Origin of the sequence: uncultured Pluralibacter sp., from assembly GCF_913775985.1 — a bacterium.
Classification (GTDB): domain Bacteria; phylum Pseudomonadota; class Gammaproteobacteria; order Enterobacterales; family Enterobacteriaceae; genus Pluralibacter.
On record NZ_CAJYMB010000030.1, the window covers coordinates 1 to 20,875 of the forward strand.

15 protein-coding genes are annotated in these 20,875 nt (G+C 50.9%); all 15 read left to right on the plus strand.

Going from position 1 to position 20,875, the window contains the following annotated elements:
* The coding region (gene vgrG, locus QZ766_RS03965; RefSeq protein ID WP_297197552.1) for a type VI secretion system Vgr family protein at nt 1-1,885 on the plus strand (1,885 nt) is incomplete at its 5' end.
* Nucleotides 1,886-1,891: 6 nt separating this feature from the next.
* Nucleotides 1,892-3,991 (plus strand): chitinase, encoded by a 2,100-nt coding sequence (locus tag QZ766_RS03970; RefSeq protein WP_297197555.1) that lies wholly within the window; start codon nt 1,892-1,894, stop codon nt 3,989-3,991.
* Entirely contained in the window at nt 3,991-4,404 is a 414-nt protein-coding gene (locus tag QZ766_RS03975) for a hypothetical protein (protein ID WP_297197558.1), read from the plus strand. The genes QZ766_RS03970 and QZ766_RS03975 overlap by 1 nt, the downstream gene beginning before the upstream one ends.
* Nucleotides 4,405-5,275: 871 nt before the next feature.
* Complete coding sequence (locus QZ766_RS03980; RefSeq protein ID WP_297197561.1) at nt 5,276-5,692, plus strand: hypothetical protein; 417 nt, start codon at nt 5,276-5,278, stop codon at nt 5,690-5,692.
* A gap of 562 nt (nt 5,693-6,254) precedes the next feature.
* Complete coding sequence (locus QZ766_RS03985; protein WP_297197564.1) at nt 6,255-7,109, plus strand: hypothetical protein; 855 nt, start codon at nt 6,255-6,257, stop codon at nt 7,107-7,109.
* A gap of 144 nt (nt 7,110-7,253) precedes the next feature.
* Nucleotides 7,254-7,517 (plus strand): PAAR domain-containing protein, encoded by a 264-nt coding sequence (locus QZ766_RS03990; protein WP_297197568.1) that lies wholly within the window; start codon nt 7,254-7,256, stop codon nt 7,515-7,517.
* 2 nt (nt 7,518-7,519) lie between these two features.
* Entirely contained in the window at nt 7,520-8,728 is a 1,209-nt protein-coding gene (locus QZ766_RS03995) for a hypothetical protein (RefSeq protein WP_297197571.1), read from the plus strand.
* A complete protein-coding gene (locus QZ766_RS04000) occupies nt 8,721-12,092 on the plus strand; it encodes an ImcF-related family protein (protein WP_297197574.1) in 3,372 nt (1,123 codons plus the stop codon). Before QZ766_RS03995 ends, QZ766_RS04000 begins: the two co-directional genes overlap by 8 nt.
* 271 nt (nt 12,093-12,363) lie before the next feature.
* The gene (locus QZ766_RS04005; RefSeq protein ID WP_297197576.1) at nt 12,364-13,617 is read left to right on the plus strand and encodes a hypothetical protein; all 1,254 of its coding nucleotides are present in this window, start codon (nt 12,364-12,366) and stop codon (nt 13,615-13,617) included.
* 34 nt (nt 13,618-13,651) lie between these two features.
* Nucleotides 13,652-15,421, plus strand: coding sequence for a type VI secretion system baseplate subunit TssF (gene tssF, locus QZ766_RS04010; protein WP_297197579.1), 1,770 nt, complete (start codon nt 13,652-13,654; stop codon nt 15,419-15,421).
* Nucleotides 15,385-16,467, plus strand: coding sequence for a type VI secretion system baseplate subunit TssG (tssG, locus tag QZ766_RS04015; protein ID WP_297197581.1), 1,083 nt, complete (start codon nt 15,385-15,387; stop codon nt 16,465-16,467). Before tssF ends, tssG begins: the two co-directional genes overlap by 37 nt.
* A gap of 35 nt (nt 16,468-16,502) precedes the next feature.
* Nucleotides 16,503-17,027, plus strand: a complete 525-nt coding sequence (gene tssJ, locus QZ766_RS04020; RefSeq protein WP_297197585.1) for a type VI secretion system lipoprotein TssJ — start codon at nt 16,503-16,505, stop codon at nt 17,025-17,027.
* 4 nt (nt 17,028-17,031) lie between these two features.
* On the plus strand, nt 17,032-19,362 hold the full coding sequence (gene vgrG, locus QZ766_RS04025; RefSeq protein ID WP_297197587.1) for a type VI secretion system Vgr family protein: 2,331 nt from the start codon (nt 17,032-17,034) through the stop codon (nt 19,360-19,362).
* 2 nt (nt 19,363-19,364) lie between these two features.
* Nucleotides 19,365-20,195 carry a DUF4123 domain-containing protein gene (locus QZ766_RS04030; protein WP_297197590.1) on the plus strand — a complete coding sequence of 277 codons (831 nt, stop codon included), beginning with the start codon at nt 19,365-19,367 and terminating at the stop codon, nt 20,193-20,195.
* A gap of 10 nt (nt 20,196-20,205) precedes the next feature.
* The gene (locus QZ766_RS04035; RefSeq protein ID WP_297197593.1) at nt 20,206-20,724 is read left to right on the plus strand and encodes a DUF3304 domain-containing protein; all 519 of its coding nucleotides are present in this window, start codon (nt 20,206-20,208) and stop codon (nt 20,722-20,724) included.
* Nucleotides 20,725-20,875 lie beyond the last annotated feature (151 nt).

Here is a 20,875-nt window from a genome sequence, read left to right on the forward strand (position 1 = left end):
GACTGCCTGCAGCGTCGTCAGCGGGAGCGTGGCCACCCGCGACTACAACTATCACGAGGCGCTAAAACCTCAGGACAGTTCCGAAAGCATTTTCAGCAAGGAAGGGATCACTACCGGAGAAACGTACTATTATGCAGAACCCTTCCTGACGGAAGGTGATACCGAAAGCCCGGAGACCGGGGCCTGGTTCGCCCGCCTGCGTCACGAGCGCATTCTGAACGCGCAGCATCGCATCAGCGGGCAAGCCTCCAGCCCTCATCTGGTTCCGGGTCAGGTGCTGGAAACGGACGGCACGTTACCCGATGCCGTTAAAGATGGCATCGTCATCACCGCCGTGTACACCAGCGGCTCACGCAAAAGCAGCTTTACGCTGACCTTTGAGGGGATCCCCTACAGCGAAACCGTCTGTTTTCGCCCGGCCCTGCTTAATCGCCCGGTCATATCCGGCTCGCTTCCGGCCCGGGTGGAAAGCACGCAAAAAGGCGATACCTATTCCTGGCTCGACCCGGAGGGGCGCTACCGGGTCAAGCTGGACTTGGACCGCAGCAGCCCTGAACAGAGCTATGCCTATCTGTGGCTGCGGCTGGCGAAACCCTATGCCGGAGATACGTATGGATTTCACTCTCCGCTGCTCGACGGAACGGAAGTGGCCGTGGTTTTCGACGGCGGGGATCCGGACAGGCCTTATATCGCCCATGCCCTGCACGATTCAGAACATCCGGACCATGTTACCAGCGACAACCATACCCGCAACGTGTGGCGCACTCCGTCGAATAACAAGCTGCGGATGGAGGATAAGCGCCGGGAAGAGCATATCAAGCTGGCGACGGAATATGGCAAAACCCAGCTGAACATGGGCCACCTGGTCGACGCCCGGCGTGAAAAGCGCGGGGCGGGTTTTGAACTGCGCACCGACGAGTACGGCGCGGTGCGTGCCGCCAAAGGCCTGTTCCTGACGGCGGATGCCCAGGCGAAGGCTCAGGGCCCGGTGCTGGAGATGGCGCCAGCGCTCAACCAGATTAAGCAGGCCAACAGCCAGATGCAGGCGCTGAACGGCGCCGCAGAAGCGGCCGGTGCTCTGGCCTGTGACATCAGTACTCAGATAAATCTTGTCACTGACAGGATCAGAGAGCTCCAGTCTGCCGTGCTGCTGGGGAGTGCGCCACGGGGCATTGCGCTGACCTCAGGTGAACACCTTCAGCTCAGCAGCACCCGCAACACGATGCTCAATGCAGGCCAGCATCTTGATGTCGGGGCCATGGGAAACCTGTCCATTACCGTCGAAAAAGCGCTGGGGATGTTTGTACATAAAGAAGGCGCGAGGCTGGTTGCCAACCAGGGAGACATCGAGATTCAGGCTCAGCACAACACGATGGCGCTGTTTTCTGAAAAGCAGCTGACGGTAACCAGCAGTGAAGACGAAATTATTATCAGTACGCCGGAAACGCTGACGCTGAACGGTGACGGGTCTTATCTGAGGCTGAGTAAGAACGGGATTGACTGGCGAGGTGAAAAGCTTCTCCTTTCAAACTCCTTTGTCCTGGTTAAACACTATATTCAGCTGGGAGATGCTGTAGAAAGTGGACTAACGTTTTTCACACTGTATATGAATTTGGCACCGTACGAAGCTTATAAACAGCGGGGGAATTCGCTCGATAGAAAAACAGGGGGAGTCCTCCGTTATTACTCAAGTGCGGATGATGTGCAGGCAGAAAAGGTGGCTGGAAAACTGGAAAAAGACACACCTGTTACGTTAAGTTGCCATATCGTGTCTCGCAGCAAAAAACGGCGACAGTTTACAGAAGTCACGATAGCCCGAGATACCCGGAATGTAGCGGGAAATATGCTTGCTGCGGGAACTAAAGTCTGGACTGTGTCAGACTAGGGGAATTTGAAAGCAACGGAATATGTCTCTGTTCCGTCGTGGTGGGCAAAATGCATTCCTGCCTATACCGTTCAGCCAGAAGGTGTAGTGAACTGTACTTCGCGTACAGACTGGGCATACTACCTGAGCAGTGAGGATGTCCTGCAATATAAAAAAGCAGGCAAACTGGCGGCGAACTTCCCCCTCTCTTATGAGCCTGACAATGCCGCGGAGCAGGTCACCCGCCCGGGCAGGAATTCTGGCGATGTAGCAAGAACATTCAGTCTGGTTACCCTGGGACGGGTTACGGACAAGATGAAGAAGGGTGATCGGGTCTGGGTGGTATCAGACGGCGACAGTCTGACGCCGGTTGCGCCGGCGGCATCTGCAGGTGAACCCATATTTGATACTGTGTGTGTACCGTCGGTAGCTATACCTGTCAATGCCGGAGACGGCCTCGGGCATATGGGTTTTTATCAGCTCCCGGAAGAAAACGGTAAACGCTCGCGCTATCAGGTTCATATCGAGTGCCTGAGTATGGATGATATGGAAAAGTTCATCACAAATCCCGGAAATGTAGGGCAAGATTCTCCGACTTATCTGACCTGGAAAACCGATGCGCCGTTATATGGGCAGAGTGAGCAGGGGATGGTTGTAGGCAGTCGTAAAACAAGATCCCAGGGTATTCTGACACTGTCAAAAGTACCTGGCGTTGATGCTGAGGGTAATGTTCTGACCAATAACAAAAGTGCGGCATATTATCAGATACGACCTGAAGGTGGCTGGCTGGCCGCAGCCAATGTTAAGAAAGTGTCGCAGTATGCGCTTAGTGAGCTCGGCTTTGTTGCGCTGAATAAGGCACCTGAAAGTTTTGACCTTATTAATGGTATAAACCAACCGAATAACGTGGTGAAGGGGATTCTGGAGCAACTCTATAAAGCGGCACAGGAGGAAACCCGCGCCACTCATGCTCTCAATAAGTACAACTACAAGCGTCTGTTGGAGTTGATTGACAGTAATCAGGATGGGAATTACTCGGAGCTGGAGTACCTTCAGGCGATTCACAATGTTTCCTACAGTGACCGTCTGTATCGGGTGATGGCAAAGCATGCCAGTGAATGGTATTACGGCAAAGATGATCGGTTGTGGAAGACCTATCTGGATACGTTAATCACGGACGCACCGCTGTGGAAAACGTATCTGGAAACATTCCTCGATAAGATGACGTGGATGAAGGCAGTGTCAGAGAAAGGGGTGGTACTGGGGCCGGATCCCTGGCATATGCATCCAATTGTGTTTATAGAGGCTATTAATCCTAAGCCTGAATGTGCCTGTAATAGGGATATCACATTTGACGAAATCAAAGCTATAGCCCCAAGTGGCAATGATGAAGTGCTTAGAAGTAATCTTGATTCATTAAATCAAGGTTTTAACCAGTTCGGAATAACAACTTGTCGTGGTAAATCACATTTTCTTGCCCAAGTTCTGCACGAGAGCGGTTGTTTTCAATACACAAGCGAGATTGGGGGCAGTAGAGCATCGTATCAACCTTGGTATGGTCGGGGACTAATTCAGGTAACGCTAGAAACAAACTATATAGCATATGGGAATTATATGAATGAGGATGTTAGTTCATCTGACGTAAATAGAGATAAACTTACAAGTCCGCCACATAGTGTTTTATCTGCATTTTGGTTTTTCAAAATATATAAGTCATTGGGTGTTACTGCAGATAATGATGACTTTAATAAAATTACAGCGGTTATTAATGGTGGGTTTAATGGATACAACGATCGGCTTGAGTTTTTTAATAGAGCAGTTAAGACATTAAAAGCGCAGCATCTCAATAAATTTATGACTAATGAAAGCTTTCCATTTGAAAACGGTACTATTTCTGGAAGTAAGATTTATTCATTTGGTTGGGGTTTATGGCATGACCCTAACAGTTCGAGAAGTGGTGTGATTAAAAATAAAGAGGAAGCATTGAAAGGCTATAGAAGAGCTAAAGAATTAATAGAAACATCACCATTTCCTGAGAATAGAAGGAACAAGAAAATTTATGGCATTAAATGCGGTAATTTGTTAACATACATTAATGAAAGAATAGATGCTCTGGAGAGGCTCTAGTGAAAAAGATTGTTTTTTTATTAAGTGCACTTATGTCATTCAATACTTTGGCTTCTTTAGATAAACATGTGGGGTGCTTTTCATCTGATTCAAAAAAAATAAACCTTAAGTTCGTTAGTTTTTATGATAATGATGTCCCTTTGGGTTACGTACAGTATAAAAATTCTAAACAATCGATTCCGTTACTTTTTTCAACAAGAAGTGAAGAGAATACTGAAGGGGGAAGACCAGCAGAAATTATTACTACGTGGCTAGAAATTATTAATGGACACTTTAATGGCCAATATTTAGTAAGATCACAAGGTGCAAGGTTTTATGGTTTTGTTTATAAAAATAAATCGGGGAAGACTGTAAGTTTGAATGAGAATTTGGACGCATACAATGATGGCTATTCTGATTGTATTTGGAGGTGAAATTTAAAAAATATATTATATACAAAAAGCTAGCTTTAAAAAATCAATAAAGCAAATTAAATATTTTAATAATCATCATGAAGATAAATGGATCCAGAGAAGATCACGGAAAGTTTTTCTAACTATCAATTATGGTTTTCCTTAATATAATATTCCTACCGTGACTATTTGTTTCGGGTTATGGCAAAGCATGTCAGTGAATGGTATTACTGCAAAAATGATCAGTGTGGAAGACCCATCTGGATACATTAATCATCAATGGTTATCGAGATGCTATCCCTGATAAAGCTGATGGGTTCAAGGATTATGCTGAGTTATTCGAGGAAATAATAAATGAAATGCTTTAATTTCATGTGTTTTTTTATTTTATTTATATGTTCTTATAATGTGTCTGCAAATGATGACATAAACTTGTAGACTGTTCTTCAAGGGGGAGTGTTTATTGTAATGTTTTTTTGAAAATAAGTCGGGATGTTGATAAGGACTCTTATAAAGTTGAGTTGGCAGATACTGAAAATGGACAGGGAGTAATTCCTTATTATGATGTTAATAATATAATGGAAAATATCACTCTGCAAAAATACGGAGACAGGTATGCTTTCTTAAAATATTATTTTGATAGCGCTAAGGCGATGGAGTTCATTACATTTAAATACCATAATAAATCTATTTAATCTTTGAGGTATTATTACATCGAGAGTTCCATTGATTTTAGTCACAATATAAAACAATGGTCTGGCAAGGAATGTGATACATCGGCAGGAAAAATTTTTGAAAAAAAGATGGTCAATTATTACAGGTTGCTTCGGAGTTATGTGGTAATAAATCAAAGGCAGCATACATTCCGAATAAGTATATTGGAAGTGATGTCTTGTTTTACATATCACAGATAGATAACGGTGCTGAAAAAAAACAACTCCATGTAATTGCACTTGATAGTAAGGATGTTGATGCTATAAATTTAAAAGATATTGGATGTATTGATAGCTGCAACATAGATGTTAATTCAGTTGACTTTATAGGGCGGTTGAATGGAAAGTATAGAATAGCTATGCATCTCGGAAATTCCAGCAGTAGTGTTTCTGGTTTCTACTATTATGAAAAAAATCAGAGAAAAATAAACCTTACCGGTTATCGAAATGGTTTGAGATTAACGCTAAAAGCCTCTGTACCTGAAGGAGTAGAGACATTTGATGGTTTGTTGGAAAAGGGACAATTTAAAGGGATATGGAAAAATGCGGCAGGGGATAAAACGTATCCATTTATCTTATATACAAAAATTATTTAGTATATACAAAAATCATTTAGTAAGCTGTAAGTAATCTTGCTATAAGTTTAGAACTCTTAATTCGCTTGAGATTAAAGTGAATTACTACTCCGGAGCAGGCATCTCTCGGAAAGATGAGTACTTCGCAAATGATAAGAATCTTGAGGGTTATGAAGGCTACTCAGGTAATGGCATGCCTTTTAATCTTAAATATCTAAAGATAATTGAATATTATTTGCATGAGGGTTTGGGAAATAATTTTATCAGTTATTGAGTACGTTTCTGTATTATTAATGTTTTTAATAACACATAAGAATCAATAAGTTAATTATTATAATTATCTCGTGGGGTTTTTCTTGACAAATAACTTCGTAGGGAAGGTGATATTGATGGTTAGAATAAGGAGTAATGAAACAAGGCAATGGCTAAAAGAGAATTTTCATAGAGGGAGTAATATAAAAACCTATAACAGATAGAGATGCTATTTGGTAAGTTTCAACCTGTGTCAATAGATGAGCTGTACAAGTGCATCCTCTTATTCATGAAAGTCTATATTTCGTGGTATTTCATTAAGGACTAAATTATGATTTATCGCATGTCATTATTTATTATGTTATCCACCAGTTTTATTACAAAAAGCTCTGCAGATGTCGTTGTCAGTTCGCCAACTGGGGGAAGTTTAACTTTTACACAGAAAATGAAAGGTGGACATTATGAAGATAATGCATGGGGTAAAATCCTTTTTTCTAATAAAAGTTACTCTGCCGATCTCAGTCAGAATGATCGTTTTTACATAGAGGACGGTTCTTCAAAAGTCTCCCCTTCCGGAAAATATCTAATTGTTAATAGTGTCTCTGCTGGAACGGTCGAGCTCGGAGATGGAACTTCGAAGTATGCAGATAGAGCTTATTGTAGCGTCGTTGACATGAGCAATGGTTGTATTGTAAGTGATTGGGATGGCGAAGCATGTGGGTATAGTTGGATTAGAGGGAAAGATATTCTTGCCAGTTCTGAAGAAGCTGATGCTGATGTTTTTGATTTCAATTCTATGCATCCTTCAATCATTAAAATGAAAGATAAGCTTTCCTCACTTGATGCCAAAGGTGTAAGTAATTTGCTTCGCTGTGACGCCCCCTCTATAGAAAATATAAATAAGTATCAACAATTAGCGAAAGAGAATGTAAAAACAAAAAAAATTGCTTTGGATACAATATTATCATTCTTAAATGGCCGTAAAGAGGAGTTGTCAATTAATGAAAAAGCAAGTTTGTTCTCAGCGCCGAATAATAGTAGCCAAACTAGAAGTTATCTTATACCAGGTGATAAGGTAAAATTAATACAGTACTCACATGATAAAAAATGGGTGAATGTAGGATATGTAAATCCCAAAAACATGCCTCTAATCACCTGGATTAAGTCCGATACTGTAGCTAAGTGATTTGATAATGAGGTAGATGTCCGAAAAAATATCTGCCTTGCGCGCACCCAAAAAGTGATTTCACAGTTTCGCGTTTGCTCGAGATCGGCTTCACTCAGTAATTTCGAAAGAATTACCTACAACCTAACAATGAGGCCTTACAGAATGCTCCAGATTATCCGAAAAGGCGATAAAACCACTCATGGTGGTTCAGTCATAACCTGTTCTGACACGATGATTTTTGGCGGAGTCGGCGTGGCACGTAAAGGTGATAAGGTATCGTGCCCAATACTAGGTCATGGTCCTACAACGATCATAGAAGGTAACCCGGATTATCTTGATAACGGGATCCCTGTAGCCTTTCACGGCCACAAGTGCGGCTGCGGCTGCACTTTAATCAGTTCTTTTGTACAAGCGAAGGTGGCCTGAGTATGCCCGTCTTACTGGATGCTATACCGGATAAGGCGACGAAGGTACAGCGACCCGATACCCGTCGTTGGCTGCTGTTCCTGATATTTGTCATGTTAGGGGGAATTGCGTTAACCCTCTGGAACTGGACGATGGAGCGCGCAGGTTTTATTTTCTGGTTTACTGCGCTGGGATTGCCCTTCTGTATGTGGGGGATTATTTTCTCCCTTCGGCGATTCGCATATAAAGCCGAGCAGGTTGGGGCTGAGTCCAGGAATATGGAACGGGATAGGTTAATTGAACGTGAAATGCACCGTGGTCAACGCTGCGCGTGGATACTCGGTACTTACATTCAACATATTTCCGGAAATAAACCTGGGATGCTTGCTAATGCGGTTATGCATGCCATACCAACAACCGGGATATTCACGCCGCGTGGAGGTATCACTTCTGTCAGATATGCAGCTCTGACGGCCTTTCAGACGGACTTAGAGAGCGAAATTATTTTTACTGCCTCCACACTCGTTGCCCATGTACAAAAAATTACTGACACCTTGCCGAAGGATATTCCCTGCTGTCTGATGCTGGACTGCGACGAAGATATTCTGGAGCAGGTGAAGAAACATCTCAAAAATGAACTCGTTGCAAAAACAGGACGGGTTTTCAGGCTACTTGCGGGCAAAGGTCTTACGGCGTTTGATGCATGGCTGGATAACCGATGGGACTACCCGGGCATTCTTGTCGCAGTGACGTTTTCATTGCCAGCGCAGCCCGATGAAGATGACGCTGATGCAATTACTCTCGTGGTGCTCAGCAATCGTAAGGCTGCTGGCTATCCAGATGCAGTATGCCTTCATCGTCCGGAGAAGGGTCTTGAACACACGCTGGTAAAAACACTGCAACGGGCAATATTGTGGGCTGGCAAAAGTTCTGAAGCACTAAATGCTGCCTGGCATACCGGGCCAGTTACATCCAGGGGAAGCGCGTGGAATAAAGCCTGCGAAGATAACGGAGTGACGTTCAGCTTGTCAGAAGACAATCGCAGTATCGATCCTGCTCTGGGGTATGCTCGCAGTGCCGCGCCCTGGCTTGCCATAATTCTTGCCTCGGCTGTCTGCAAAGAGAATGGCTTGCAGGTTATCGCCGCCCAACCCGCCGCCGACAAAGACGACGTATGGGTCGCGGTCATCTCCAAAGAAGAAGTTCGTAAGGGATCCCCCAGTAATGTCTAAGGTAAAAGTCAAAACACTCATCGGCTCCGTGGTGACGGTCGCGTTTTTTCTGACCGTCATCGTGGCATTTATGTATTATGCCTTTCCGCAAAACGTTGCCTCGGCCACCGGCTTCGGCCCGTATGACGGCCAGCGGATACTCACATTCTGCGCCATGCTGGTTGCCGCGCTGCTTTTACTCGGCTGGCTGACGGAGAAGGCTTTCGACTTCGCCGGTAAATCGGGGGTGTACGTCCACTGGGGGCAGAAAAAGTCCCAGATTGCCGCGCCGCTGAACAATGCCATTGCCAGCGAAGACGACGACGAAGAGCCCGTCTTCAGCAAAGAGGCGATGTCTGAACACCTGCGGTTTCGCTATGGGCGCCGCTGGCGGCGTAAAGTGCTACTCCTGCTGGTGATGGGCAATCCGGACGACGTCCAGAAAGCCGCCCCGGGCCTGTGCCGCGATCTCTGGCAGGAGGGCGACGGCAACGTGCTGATTTACGGCGGTGACGGGCAGTCACTCCCAGATGAGGTCTTCCTTTCAGGACTGAAAAGCCTGCGATCCGGGCAACCGGTGGATGGCATCATTCAGGTGATGAGTGCCTCAGCCCTGCCGACGGACAGCGAACGGGACGCCTTCTTGCGCTGTCGCCAGAAAACCGACCATCAGCTGGGCTGGCAGGCCCCCGTCTGGCTGTGGCTGACTGACAGCGCTACCGGCGCTCGGCAGGACGCGGAAACGGCTGCCACAGGCGTCATATTCGGGCCGGAAGGTACCCTGAAAGGCGCGGGGGAAGCGTTTTCCACGCTGGCGTTGCACCTGCAAAAAGCGGGCATGGCTCAAATACTGAATAATCCCGCGCATGACGGTCTGCTGCTGCTGGCCTCGCGACTGCGGGGCAAACTCAAAGCCAGCCTGACCGTTTTACTCAGCGGGCTGATGCAGGGTTCTGCGGCCTGGCGCTTGCGCGGTGTCATGTTCAGCCCTGAACTGGCCGCTGCCGGAACGGTGCCAAACACGCGCCTCGACACGCTGTCCTGGAAAGCCGTCATTGATGACTGCGACGGCGTCAGCGGCAGGAGGCTGGGCTTCGACTGGCTGAAGGCGCTGAGGTTAACTCTGCTTTCCCTGATTGTCCTGTGGGGGGCCGGTACGGTGCTGTCACTGGGCGTTAACCGTACCCAGATTTATCAGGCGCGGGAAACGGCGAGGCTGGCAGCGGATGCGGCAAAACCCCTGGCGGAGCGCCTGCACAACCAGCTCGCACTTCAGCAGGCCATTGCCCGCCTGCAACACCGTGAGGCTACCGGGGCGCCATGGTACACCCGGTTCGGTCTTAATCAGGACAGCGACACCCTGGCCGCACTCTGGCCGCTGTATGCGAAAAATAACGCACGCCTGATGAGGGATGTCACAGCGGATAGCCTCAGGCAGCAGCTGAAAGCCTTTGTGCAACTTCCACCCGCCAGCGATGCCCGTACCCGGGGCACGCAGCATGCCTACGACGCGCTCAAAATCTATCTGATGCTGGCCCGCCCGGACAAAGCGGATGCGGACTGGCTGGCAAAAAATGCGCTGAAAGCCATGCCGAAACGCCAGAATGTGCCTGATGGCACATGGCAGGACATGGCGCCCAAACTGCTGGGCTTTTATGCGCAAAACCTTCCGGCTCATCCGGAATGGGAAGTTAAGCCTGACGCTGAATTAATCAGCACGGTTCGTCAGATCCTGCTCAGGCAGATTGGCCAGCGAAACGCCGAGTCCGGGTTGTATCAGGATATGCTTAAGCGCGTGGCCAGCAACTGGCCTGATTTAACGCTCGCCGATATGACCGGCGACACCGACGCCGCAACGGTATTCGGCACTGACGAGGTCGTCCCGGGAATGTTTACCCGCCAGGCCTGGGATGAACAGGTTCAGGATGCGATTGATCAGGTGGTCAAGACCCGCCGGGATGAAATCGACTGGGTACTGACGGATAAAACCCACCGGGCCGGGGACGATATCTCCCCGGAGGCGCTGAAGGCCCGCCTGACTGAACGCTACTTTACCGATTTTGGCAATGCCTGGCTGAACATGGTCAACAGCATTCAGTGGCAGCAGGCCACGTCCCTGTCTGAGGCGATTGCCCAGCTCAGTCTGATCGGTGACGTCCGCCAGTCTCCGCTGGTAGCGCTGATGAACACCCTGGCCTGGCAGGGGAAAACGGGTCAGAAGGGGGAACTGCTTGCCGACTCGATAGTGGATTCAGCGAAAAAGCTGATCGGTCAGAAAAAAAATGCCAGACAGTTTATTGCGCAGGCCCGAGGGCCTGAAGGTCCGCTCGATGCGGTGTTTGGGCCACTTATGGGTCTGATGGAAGGTAAAGAGGGTACCGTCAGAAATGGTAACCTCAGTTTCCAGTCCTGGCTGGCCCGCGTCACCCAGGTGCGGCTGAAGCTTCAGCAGGTCACCAGCGCCCCGGATCCGCAGGCCATGTCTCAGATGCTGGCCCAGACCGTATTCCAGGGCAAGGCCATCGATCTGACCGAGACGCGCGATTACGGCAGCCTGGTTGCGGCAAGCCTGGGGCAGGAGTGGATCGGGTTTGGCCAGTCGCTGTTTGTGCAGCCGCTCGATCTGGCCTGGCGGCAGGTGCTTGCCCCGGCTGCGGGTAGCCTCAATGCCCGCTGGCAGGCAACCATTGTCGAACAGTGGAACAAGGCCTTTGCGGGACGGTACCCGTTTAAAGCCACCGGCAGCGACGCCTCCCTGCCGTTACTGGCTCAGTTCCTGCGTGGCGACTCGGGTCGGATAGCTACCTTCCTGAAAAGCAATCTTGGCGGGTTTCTTCATCAGGAAGGAAACCGCTGGGTGGTTGATCCTTCTGCGAGCCAGGGGATGATTATCAGTCCGGATTTCCTCCGGGCGATTAACCAGCTGGCGGAGCTGTCGGATATCGCGTTCGCTCAGGGGGATGCCAGCGTGCGCTTCGAACTGATGGCACGGCCCTCACGAGACGTGGCCCGCATGCAGCTCTCGCTCGATGAGCAGAAGCTGGATTACTTCAACCAGATGGAGAGCTGGCAGAGCTTCACCTGGCCGGGTAACACCTATTATCCGGGCGTTAATTTAAGCTGGCGTAGCGTCAGCAGCGGCATGCAACTCTATGCCAGCAACCAGGGGAACTGGGGCTTTATTCGCCTGCTCGATAAAGCCTTAATTACGCCGCTTGACGCCAGCCGTACGCAGCTGGTGTGGATCACTGCCGATGGCAATCCTCTGAAGTTTGTGATGCGCAGCGAGCTCGGCGATGGCCCTCTTGCGTTGCTGAAGCTTCAGGGATTCACGTTGCCTGATGCTATTTTCAGCGTCGCCGCAGGGACAGAAGAGCTTCAGTAGCCACAAAGAATACATCTCATAAAGACGATCGTCAGCACGCTGTCGTGAGATTCATGGATGAGACCAGCAAATGAAAAAGGGAGTTTATCGGGTAATCTGTTAAACGCCTGCTGTGCCAATAAAGAAGAGGTTAGTGCCTCATTTTCCGGCATTTGACACTCTTTCGCTGGCATAACTGACCGACTCCTCAATTACGGGGTTATTGCCGCCTATCCATTCCGTACCACGGTGCTTTGCCTGAATTATTAAATTGAAAAAAACAAGGGATACTATGCGTTATCGCTTTATTGCACTGGCTTTGTGTCTTCTCGCTGGTAGCAAGGTTTCAATATCTGCGGGATTTGATTGCTCTCTCCCGGGGTTATCACTTACAGAAAAAACGGTATGTGGCAATACGTATTTGTCAGGTCTTGACAATGCCCTTAATAGGTTTTTTCAAAAGGCCTATGACAGTTCTTTAAGCCATGGGAGTCTGACCGCGCGTCAGATTCAGTGGCTAAAAGAAAGAGACAGCTGTCGGGATGACATAACCTGCATTACCAACAGCTATTTAATACGTAATCAAAATCTGGCAGAGAGCAACAATTTTCAAAGTGCTAATGCTATCTTCAATCGGGACGGTGATGACCTGGATGAAGTATTAGATGCTCCAATAACGACTAAATCCGGATTTACAATGACCGACTCGCCATGGCGTGTAAAAGAGATGTTTTCCTCTGAAAGCTTTGAAGGTGGGATTAACCTGGAGGGTAAGAGAGTATCAGGCATACTCACATATCAAGAAATTAACAATGATTTGTATATTTATATTGCTGTTAGTGGGCGGTATCAGGATAAAAATACCACACTTATCGTAGAACTTAAGGATGATACAAGTCCACGCATCATTCAACAATACGATGGTGACATAGATGTAATATCCCGCACCAGAGATAGACAAGGAAATGCGCTGGCCTACTTTTCTATTGGAAGTGACTCACATAAAGACTACCATTATATATTTATTTCTCCAGATAACGGAAAAGGAATATCAGACATATCCTCTGAGCAAGCTGATGCAATGACAAAAAAAGCACCGCCCTGGATTGGTTATTGCGGTGATTCAGCGTGCGATGCTTTATCGATATCGCCTGATAGCAAATGGCGGCTTGTTTCACATGATAGCAATGATAAAAACCAGGATGAAGGCATCTACGTATTCCCAGCGAACCGCCCGGATCTGGGATTGAATGTTTTTACAGATAAAAATGATAATGTGAACGACATTGATGATTTTACACACACGCGGCAATATGTCTGGGATGACGATAGTGATATATTTTATTTTACTAATGACGGTGCTTTATGTTGCATCTGGAAAACCGACATTACCAGTAAAACAACAAAACGAATTCTGCCTGTTGTAGGTGCGCTGGATCCTTTTTATGTAAATTATGAAGGTGAGAGTTTTATTCTTTTTGTTTACTCATATTCCTGTCGGGATTATTTTAAATCAGAAATATACATAGCTAAAGAATCTAATTAAACAAAAGTTCAATGTATAGGGATTTGTAATTAATATGGATGATCTAACCCTGCGCTATTACGACGCAGAAATGCGCTACCTGCGTGAAGCGGGTAAAGAGTTTGCCCTTGCCCATCCGGATCGGGCGGCAATGCTTAATCTGGATAAACCCGGCGCTCGCGATCCTTACGTGGAACGCCTGTTCGAAGGCTTTGCCTTTCTAATGGGCCGCCTGCGTGAAAAGCTTGATGATGACCTGCCGGAACTGACGGAAGGGCTGGTGAGCCTGCTGTGGCCGCACTATATGCGGACCATCCCGTCGCTGGCTATTGTTGAGTTCTCTCCGGACTGGCGTAGCCTGCGCCAGTCCGAATTGCTGACGGAAGGCTTCTCCGTTCTTTCACGTCCTGTCGGGCCGCATAAAACCGCCTGTCAGTACCGGACGACCCGCGATGTTCCGCTACAACCGCTGCACCTGGTGGACGCCCGCCTTCACACGGAAACCGATGGCCGCTCTGCTATTCGCCTGCGCTTCGAGTGCCCTGAAAAAGTGGACTGGAGCAAAGCCGGGATCGATAAAGTTGCCATATTCCTCAATGCTGAGAGTCCTGTCAGTTCAGCGCTGCACCTGGCAATGACCCGTCGTGTTCATGCCATGTATGCGCGTCACGCCGGGACGTATACAGAACGTCACCAGTTTGATGGCTGGTGCAAACCCCTGGGGTTTGATGACAGTGACGGGCTGTGGAAGAAATCAGACAGTGCTTTTAGCGGATACCAGCTGCTGCTGGAGTATTTTAGTTTCCGTCCGAAGTTTATGTTTGTTGAGCTGCGCGGTCTTGACACGATTGGACTGATCGGGACCAGCACCTGGTTTGAAATCGACATCGTTCTCAACGAGGCCTGGTCAGCCGATCTGCCTTTTGAGACAGATAACTTCCGGCTGCACTGTGCGCCGGTTATCAATCTCTTTACGCTGGAAGCCGATCCGCTAACGCTCAACCCGCTGGAATATGAATATCTGCTCAGGCCGTTGCGTCTTCAGGATGGTCACACAGAGATCTACAGCGTCGACGATATCCATGGTGCAGTAAAAAGCGGCAAACATCCTTACGTGCCGTTCACCAGCTTTCGGCACCGGGGCGGCATGATGCGCCATGATGCCCCCGAGCGCTATTACCACACTCGCGTAAAGCGCGGTCCGTCGGGCCTGTATGACACCTGGCTGATTCTGGGCGGCCGCTCGTTCGAGCTCGATCAGTTGTCCGCGAAGCCGGAGTCTCTCTCCATGCGCATTACCGGCACCAACGGTCAGCTGCCGCGCAAGGCGCTGGAAAGCACTCTGCTGGACAGGGTAGTCAAAATCGGCAAAGTCCCCGTCAAGGTTCTGAACGTTACGGCCCCGACAATGCCGCTTTACCCTCCCGCAAATGACCGTTTTCACTGGCGGGTGATGAGCCATCTCGGCTCAAACTTCCTCAGCATGATGGACAATCCTGAGGTATTACGCGGCACGCTGGCGCTGTACGACTGGACTGACGATGAAATGAACCGCCGCCGGCTTGAGGCGATTGTTGCAGTAAAACACACGCTGATCCGACGCTTTGAAAAAGGCTTCATGCTCAGGGGCGTGGACATTGAGGTCACGCTGAATATGGACAATTTTGCAGGCGAGGGCGATGTAAACCTCTTCGGGGAGATGCTGCACCGGTTTTTCGCGCTTTATGCCGATATTCACCTCTTTAACCAGCTCACGCTGATACTGCAACCGACAGGGAAACGACTGAGATGGCAAGAGAATCACAGCCAGCACGTACCGGGCTGACGCTGGCCCTCAATAAAGAGATCTGGCGGGCCAATTTCTATCGTTTCTGCCAGCTGCTGGAGCAGGAGGACCCGAGCTCGCCCAAACTGGGGACTACAAGTCATCCGGGGAGCGACCGGGTACGCTTCAGGCCCTGGCCGGGTATGGGGTTTCCGGTCGGTACGCTGAAAGCCGTTGAGACTGACGAAGAACACCCGGCGCTGCCGCCGGCGGTCCGCACGACCTTTCTGGGGATGTACGGCGTCGACTCCCCTTTACCGACGTCCTACCTCGATGACATTGCGCAGCGCCGCGAAGGGTATGAGGCGGCCACTTCTTTCCTGGATATTTTTAGCCACCGCATTACCACGCAGTATTACAGGATCTGGCGGAAATACGCCTACCCGGCCACCTTCGAGGCGGGTGGCCGCGATGCCATATCACAGTGCCTGCTGGGGCTGATTGGGCTCGGTATACCGGGAACGGCCGAGCGGGTGGCAACACCGATATCCCGCTTCCTGGCTCTGCTGGGCACCATGCGATTACCTACCCGCAGCGCCGAGGGGATCCGGGCACTTGTGAGCCTGCTGGCGCCGAAAACCCGGGCAACCATCACCGAGCCCGATCCGGTCAAGGTTCGCATTGATAACCGCAGCGGGCTGGGAACCGGAAACCGGGTTCGTCTTTCACAACGTGCCGTGCTTGGCAGAACGGCCAACGAAGCATGCAGCCGGGTGCTGGTGACGCTGGAGACGGAAGATCCCGCAGAGGCTGAAGGGTGGCTACCCGGCGGGATCCTGCATACCGACCTGCTGGTTCTGATCCGCGTTTATCTTGGCTACCGCAGCGACGCACGGCTGCGCCTGACCGTGCCGGTGCGATTACTCCCTGAGCCCCGGCTGGGAAAGCTCGGGCGTATCCAGCTGGGGCGTACCGGTTTACTGGGCCTGAAAGGCGGGAAGCTCAGCAGTAACCGGGAGAGCCTGACCGTTAGTCTCGGCTGCTATGAAGGGTTGACTTGCTCCCCACTATCGCCCGCTGGCGGTGGAGATTACCGATTCGACTAATCCCGGACTTTCACTCTCAATAAAGGAACTTTTGGATGGCAACAGTAACCCGCTTGTGGGCGCTGACGCTTATTGCTTGTGGTCTGCTCGCAGGCTGCGGCCTGACGCAGACCGTCACGGACGGTACGGTCAGCATCACGAAATCTATCTTCTATAAGAAAATCAAAATGCTGCATCTGGATTTTGCACCGCGCGCGGCCATTAACGCTGACGGCGCACAGACGCCGCTGGCGACAATGGTGCGCGTCTGGCAGCTCAGGGACCGTAAAGCGGTGGATGCCGCGGATTATCAGACACTCCTGCGCAATGCCGATACGGTATTGAAGGAAGATATTCTGGCCACGAAAGAGCTGCTGGTGATGCCCGACGGCAGCGTGACGATCGATGTCCCCATGGATGAAAACGCGCAGTTTGTGGCGATCGCAGGGCTGTTCAATCGCCCGGATTTGAAAGACAACCGCTGGCGCCTGGTGCTGACCCGTGACGAGCTCGATCCGGACAAGCCCCGCACCATCGAACTGGGCGACGGCTGGCTCAGCCTCGTGCCGGTAAAGGAGTGACATGATGGATAACTGGTTAGCGCTTTTTGACGGGCAGACCCGCTATTTTCTGGAGATCAACGACAGCCCGGTCAAGCCCGACGTGCTGCGCTTTCGCGGCCGGGAGGCCCTGAGCGAGCCGTTCAGGTGGGATATCGAGTTCACCTCTCCGCAGGCAAACATTCCCCCGGAACAGGTGCTGATGAAATATGCCTCTTTCCGGATGCGCAGCCGCAAAAACGTCCACGGCGTGGTGACCGGCCTGGAGTGGCTCTCCACATCCAAAGACCAGTCCCACTACCGGCTCGCGCTCGTTTCCCGCCTGGCGCTGCTGGAATACACCCGGCAGTGCGCCGTATTTCAGAACCAGTCCGTCCCGGAGGTGGTGGAGCAGGTGCTGCGCAAACACGGGCTCGAGGGGCCTGATTTCGAGTTCAGACTGGAGCGGACCTACCCGGCGCGGGAAGTCATCACCCAGTGGCGGGAAACGGATTTGCAGTTTATCCAGCGCATTCTGTCCGAGGTGGGCATTTACTGGCGCACGGAGATGGATGACCTGCGGGAGCTGGACACCTTTATCTTTGCCGACAGCCAGCTTAACTACCGGTTCGACGTGCGCCTGCCGTACCGCGAACCATCCGGGCTGTTTGACGGCGCGGCGGAGTCGGTCTGGGACGTGCGGACCTGGCACCACGTCGTCACCGGCAGCGTCACCGCGCGGGATTACAACTACCGGACGGTCGCCGAACCGATGGACGCGGCGGCCAGCGTGCGCAGTGAGGCGGTCACCACCGGCGAGCACTACCGCTACGCCGCGCCTTATCGCGAGGCGGGCGACGACGCCGGCCCGGAGCCGGAGACCGAAACGGGCGCCTTCTACGCCCGGCTTCACCACGAGCGGGCGCTGAACAAATCGGCCCGCATTCACCTGTTCAGCAATGCCTCCGGGCTGGCCCCCGGGCAGGTGCTGGAGCCGCAGGGCGACGTCATTACCGCCCTGAAAGCGGGCGTCATCCTCACCCTGGTGACCTTCCGCGGCGCCCGGGATTCCCGCCTGCACGTGTCGGCCTGGGGCATGCCCTACACCGAACGCTACTGCTTCCGCCCGGCGGAAATCCCGCGGCCGGAAATCGCCGGTACGCTCCCGGCCCGCATTGAGAACCGGGAGAAAAACGCTATCTACGCCCACCTGGACGAGCACGGCCGCTACCGGGTGAAGCTGGACTTTGACCGGGAAGAAACGGAGCGGGGCTACGGCTACCTGTGGCTGCGGATGGCGAAGCCGGTTGCCGGTGACGCGCTGGGCTGGCATACGCCGCTCCTCGACGGCACCGGGGTGGCGATAGCGTACGGCAACGGCGATATTGACCTGCCGTACATCGCGTATGCGCTGCACGACGCGGAACACCCCGACCACGTCACCCGCGACAACCACACCCGCAATATCCTGCGCACGCCCGCCAACAACAAGCTGCGGATGGAGGACCGTCGCGGCGAAGAGCACATCAAGCTTGCCACGGAGTACGGCAAGACGCAGCTCAACAGCGGACACCTGGTGGACAATCAGGAGCAGCGGCGCGGCGCGGGCGCCGAGCTGCGCACCGACGAGTGGGGAGTCCTGCGCGCCGGAAAGGGGCTGTTTGTCAGCGCGGACGCGCAAGCGAAAGCGCAGGGCGACGCCCTGGACATGGATGCGGCCCTGAAGGAAATCGACCGGCTCAACCAGCAGCTGCAGCAGCTGGAAATGGCGGCAGAGCAGGCACAGGCGCTGAAGGCGGACGTTGACAGCCAGATACGGATGTTTGAACAGCGGCTGAAGCCGCTTAACGAGGTCCTGCTGTTCTCGGCGCCGGAAGGCATGGCCCTGACCTCCGGGGAGCACCTGCAAATGACCGCCGCGGAAAACCTCGCCGTCAACGCCGGGGGCGATATCAGCGCCGGCGTGATGGGCAACATGACCGCGCTGGCCGGTGAAAAGCTGGGACTGTTTGCGCGAAGCGGCCAGCTGAGCCTGAAATCCGGCGAAGGCCCGATAGACGTGCAGGCGCAGAACGCCAGCCTGCGTTTGTTCGCGGAGAAGAAGCTGACGATGAGCTCGACGGGTGACATCTCCTTTGCCGGGAAAAAGCGCATCACGCTGATCGGCGGCGGCAGCTATCTGCGGCTGGAGGCCGGGAGGATTGAATATGGTACGACGGCGACGTATATGCGGAAGGTGAAAAGGACGATGGTGGCGGGAGCGGCGACATTGCCGCTTGATATACAGGTCCTGTATCCTGCGATTACCGATAATATTTGCATCCCTTGTTTGCTGAATGCAATAAAATCAAACAGTGCCATTGTGCAGGGAGCATAATAATGGATACCACGATATTACTCGAGACATTACCTGATAAAAAAGATGAGTATATTTATCTACTGTTCGAGGCTGGAGCGCAGGAAATTGAGCACTTTCGGTTATTTCATTCAGAACATGCATCGTCAATGTCTTCTTTATATATCCATCCGCAGCTGGAAGCTTTTCAGGAGTATGGACCCTGGCTACTGGAAGTAGAAAATAATAGTCAGCTACTGAGTTATCTGGAAAATATTCCCGGGATCATTGGTATTGTTATTGCCCGCCGTCCTCTTTCATCTATAGCGATTCAACTCGCCAGAGGTTGCGTGGTTGTTGGGCCAGAGAATAAAACCGCGCTGTTGCGTTTTTATGCACAGCAGGTTCTGAAAGTTTTGGCGCTACTGACAGAAAAAGACTGGCACGAATCGTTGTTTCGGGATATTCAGCAGTGGTGGATCCCTGAAAATGATGAATGGAAGCAAATTAACATTCCTCCTTCTACTACTTCAGGTTCAGCTGATCGGGTGGTACGTCTGGATAAAGCGTCCTGGCAACTCATAGCCGATAAGCCTGAAGTTAGCAGCGTATTAACCCAGTGGCAGAAGATGCCTTCAAGTCACTACATACCACGCTGTTTACAGCGTGATATGGTAATTAAGGCCCTCAGAAAAGCGAAGGATGCAGGTATGCCACAGGGTACAGACAGCAAGCTATATGCGCTTTACTATCTCAATGGTGGAAGAGCGGTGCTTGAATCGCATGAGATGCAAATATCGCTGCAGCAAGTGAGTCAGGGAAAAATATCTTTAGCACAAATACTGACTAATTTTAACACCAGAAAAACAGAGTAGGGAAACACTAATGGGCTTTTTTAAAACCTACGACGGCATTAACAACGCCGTGGATCGCGGATACGCCCGCTGGGGAAAATGGATCTGGGGCAGCCTGCTGGCGACTATGCTGGCATATGGCGGGTGGTTAGTCTGGGCCGCTGTCTGGGGGCCGCCGACAGGCGGCGTAACTTTAATTATTCACAGCGAAATCGACAGGCCAATTCTGGGATTCAGCGTGAATGGCGTGGCTGGTCCAAATGCTCCGGTATATAAAAGAAATCCATATTCAGGCGATGGAGGAGCAGCCACATGCTGCGGCAGCATCACTGGAAAGACTGCTGAGGTCATCTGGACTCTTGATATAACCCATGAGCAGTATCTTAAAGGTATGCGTCTGGAAACACGGCGTGTCGTCATACCATTGCCGGAAAGGAAATGGAGCGAGAACGATCTACATGTCCACTTTTTGCCCGGCGATAAAGTTTTATTGGGCTGGAGTGATAATCCCTGGTCACCTAATGAAAAACGCCCAAACAGCGTTAAATAAATTATGAGTTAAAGAGACATAAATAATGGGATTTTTTAAAACCTATGACAAAATTAATAGTGCCGTTGATCGCGGATACGCCCGCTGGGGAAAGTGGATCTGGGGCAGCCTGCTGGCAATAATGCTGACATATGGCGGGTGGTTAGTCTGG